Origin of the sequence: Rothia sp. HMSC061C12, assembly GCF_001815755.1 — a bacterium.
Lineage (GTDB): Bacteria > Actinomycetota > Actinomycetes > Actinomycetales > Micrococcaceae > Rothia > Rothia mucilaginosa.
Map to the genome: position 1 here is coordinate 1 of NZ_KV821841.1, position 2,757 is coordinate 2,757.

Below are 2,757 nucleotides of genomic sequence, written 5' to 3' on the forward strand. Positions count from 1 at the left end.
ACAGTTGTGGCGGTGACCGAACAACGGTCACCGCCACAACTATTTTTAAGATGAGACAGACTCAGGTTAGACGGGGTTCGATTAGACAGGGTTGTCGGGGCTGGGCAGGGTTACCACCTCAGACCAACGAGTATCCTTAGCGGCCGCACGGTTCGCGTCGCTCTTCTGCTTCACATCGGCTGGTGCCTGCTGCGCCCACAACTCAAAAGCAACAATGTAGTTCTCAGGGTAGTTTGCCGCGAGCAGCTCCTGTCGGGTTGGGAAGTACTCCTTACCCTCTCGAATATCGACGTAGTTGCTTGCCTTGTAGGGGTCTGCGCTCTGGATATCAGCGCGCGGGCCGGAGGCTACCTTTCCGCTTGCCACGTTATTGTCATCGATAGCGCGCACCCACGCTGCGGCGTAGGCGTGATCAGCCTTGTTCTTCTCGTACAGTGCCAGGCACTCGGCTCCTGCTGATTCAGCTTCGGCGCGGGTGGGGAAGTTCGCCTGGTTGCGCACAACATGCCGCGCGGAGACGTAGGAGGGGAGCGCAGTACCACGGTCGGCGCTAATGGCTTCCTGCTGCTTGAGGGTTTGAGCTTTCGTGGCTTCGTCAGGTTCAAGGCAGGGGGTGGAGCTCTTCTTCGCCGCGGAAGAGGAAGCGGACCCGGCGGCGCTTGAAGCTGACGGGGATGAAGCCACGGTTGTGTTCGAGGGTGCGGGAGTGTTTGATGCCGTGCTGGTGGAGCTACCGCAGGAGGCAAGAAGCAGGGGGAGAATCGCCAGCGCGGCACTGCGTCGTAGACCGCTGGAACGGAACGAAAGAAAAACAGGGGTGTGGGTCATGAGACCACCTCACAAGAGGGATGGAACGATATATTGCGTCTAAACATACCCAAATATTTGATATGTGGTCAATGGAAAATACCATCTTAGTTTAAAACCAACACTCTAGACACAAGGTGTGCTACCCAGTAGTCTTAAGGTTCTGACCTGCTTAAACATGAGGTAGATAGGGTAAGAGTGCGGAGATTTTGCGGGTCACTTACTGTTTTAGCTTTGGTTTTGGGGCTTAGTAGATAAGAAAAACAACATTGAGGCTATGTATTCGGTGTTCCGCTACTAGCGTTTTATGCTACTGAAAGGAAATGGCATCATGAATTCTACTTATAAGATGTTTGCCGTAAATGAGAAAATAATTTTATATATCTTGTTTCTCATTGTATTGCAATTTTTCTATATTTTCCCAACTAGCCTGTATATAGAGTTCAATGGATTTGTCTCGCCATGTGATAGGTGGCAAAGTGCATATTTCGACTATATACCCTTCTTCGTGGTGGGAGTTGTATTAGCTAGCTTGTGGCAGATCTTTAGTATATGGCTGGGTGTAAAGCTTCGCATAGGCATTTTTTGGATTGCGTCGCTATATTTAGTTTTTAAAATGTATGGGACTTATGAAATTTTAAAAGGCAATATCTTAAGTTCATGTAAAGTTCCTACAGAATATATGCATGGAATATTGTGGCCATATGATCTACAGGCATTCATTCTATTGGGTCCCGATATTGTCTCATGCGTTATTTTTATAGCAGTTTTTATTGCATGTTCTAAGCGTAGCTACTGGATACCAACCCTCGCAGCTGTAGCCGCATTTGTTGCGCAGTGCGTCCTCTCGGTGCTGCTCTGGGAATACGTTAGGGGACTTATCTATTTCCTCCTGCAGTAGCGATGGACCGTTGAGGCGCAGGCTTTTACGGAGTTCGAGGTTGCATAAAGGGCGCTCTAACCGCGCTCTTCTGGGCATGTTGGCTTCTGCTGATTATCAGGCAAATAACAATATCTGATGCTGGTGTTTTGGTACCATGGTTGCCTTAAGAACCCGATGGTATCCGTATTTACGCAAGTCAAGGCGCTGAACAAACTTGTTTATCGATTTTCTTCCGAGATGTTGGATTTTAAAAAATAAACATATTTTTCTCTTGACCATGTATCAAAACTGCCTGTATATTGAGGGGCAACTCAGTATGCTCCAGCCCACAATGAGGTGACATCATGACCCTGAATTCCAGGACCTCGAACCCCCGCTATAGCGCACTGCGATACGGTGCCGCTCTCTTAACCCTGCCCCTGTTCCTCGCCGCCTGCGGTGGTGCGAACACCGCGGCAAGCAGCACCTCCTCACCCTCCACGGCGAGCGCCTCAGCAACGGCAAGCACCACGCCGCACATCAGCTGCTCCTCATACTCCGCTGAAGATCTCGCATCAGCAGAAGCCGCCAAGCCCGTCCCACGCACCGATGAACAGTACCCCGCGTACATCCAATACCGGCACATCCTCGCAGACGGCGGCCACATCATTGAGCCCAGCGAAATCGACAGCAAGTGCCACGCCGCACTCAAAGCAGGGCGGAGCACCCTCCCTGAATACGTTCAAAACATCGATGCCTACAACGCTCAGCCCAGCGTCGGACTCACCGACCCCTTCGCCGGTAGCGAGTACCGAGACATCAAGAACCGCAACGAATTCATTCCCCACCGCGCAGACCTGGAAGAAGCCGCCTACCCCGAGATGATTATTCGTCTCTACGAAAAGTGGTACGAGGCAGCCCCCGCAGACATCAAGACGCTCAGCGACGGCAACCGTGCACGATTCCTCGCCACAAGCGCCTACCAGCAGTGGAAGGCCCAGCCCCAAACCCCCAGCAGCTCCCGCCCATAAGTCCACTCACGCATAAACCCGCGCAAAAACAGTTGTGGCGGTGACCGAACAACGGTC

At 51.7% G+C, this 2,757-nt stretch carries 2 protein-coding genes; one reads left to right on the forward strand and one right to left on the reverse strand.

The features are described from left to right. Window positions 1-81: 81 nt before the first annotated feature. Complete coding sequence (locus HMPREF3055_RS01130; RefSeq protein WP_070737439.1) at window positions 82-828, reverse strand: hypothetical protein; 747 nt, start codon at window positions 826-828, stop codon at window positions 82-84. A gap of 1,206 nt (window positions 829-2,034) precedes the next feature. On the opposite strand from HMPREF3055_RS01130, the gene HMPREF3055_RS01140 reads away from it, so the two are divergent. Next, complete coding sequence (locus tag HMPREF3055_RS01140) at window positions 2,035-2,700, forward strand: hypothetical protein (protein WP_070737440.1); 666 nt, start codon at window positions 2,035-2,037, stop codon at window positions 2,698-2,700. Window positions 2,701-2,757: the final 57 nt, after the last annotated feature.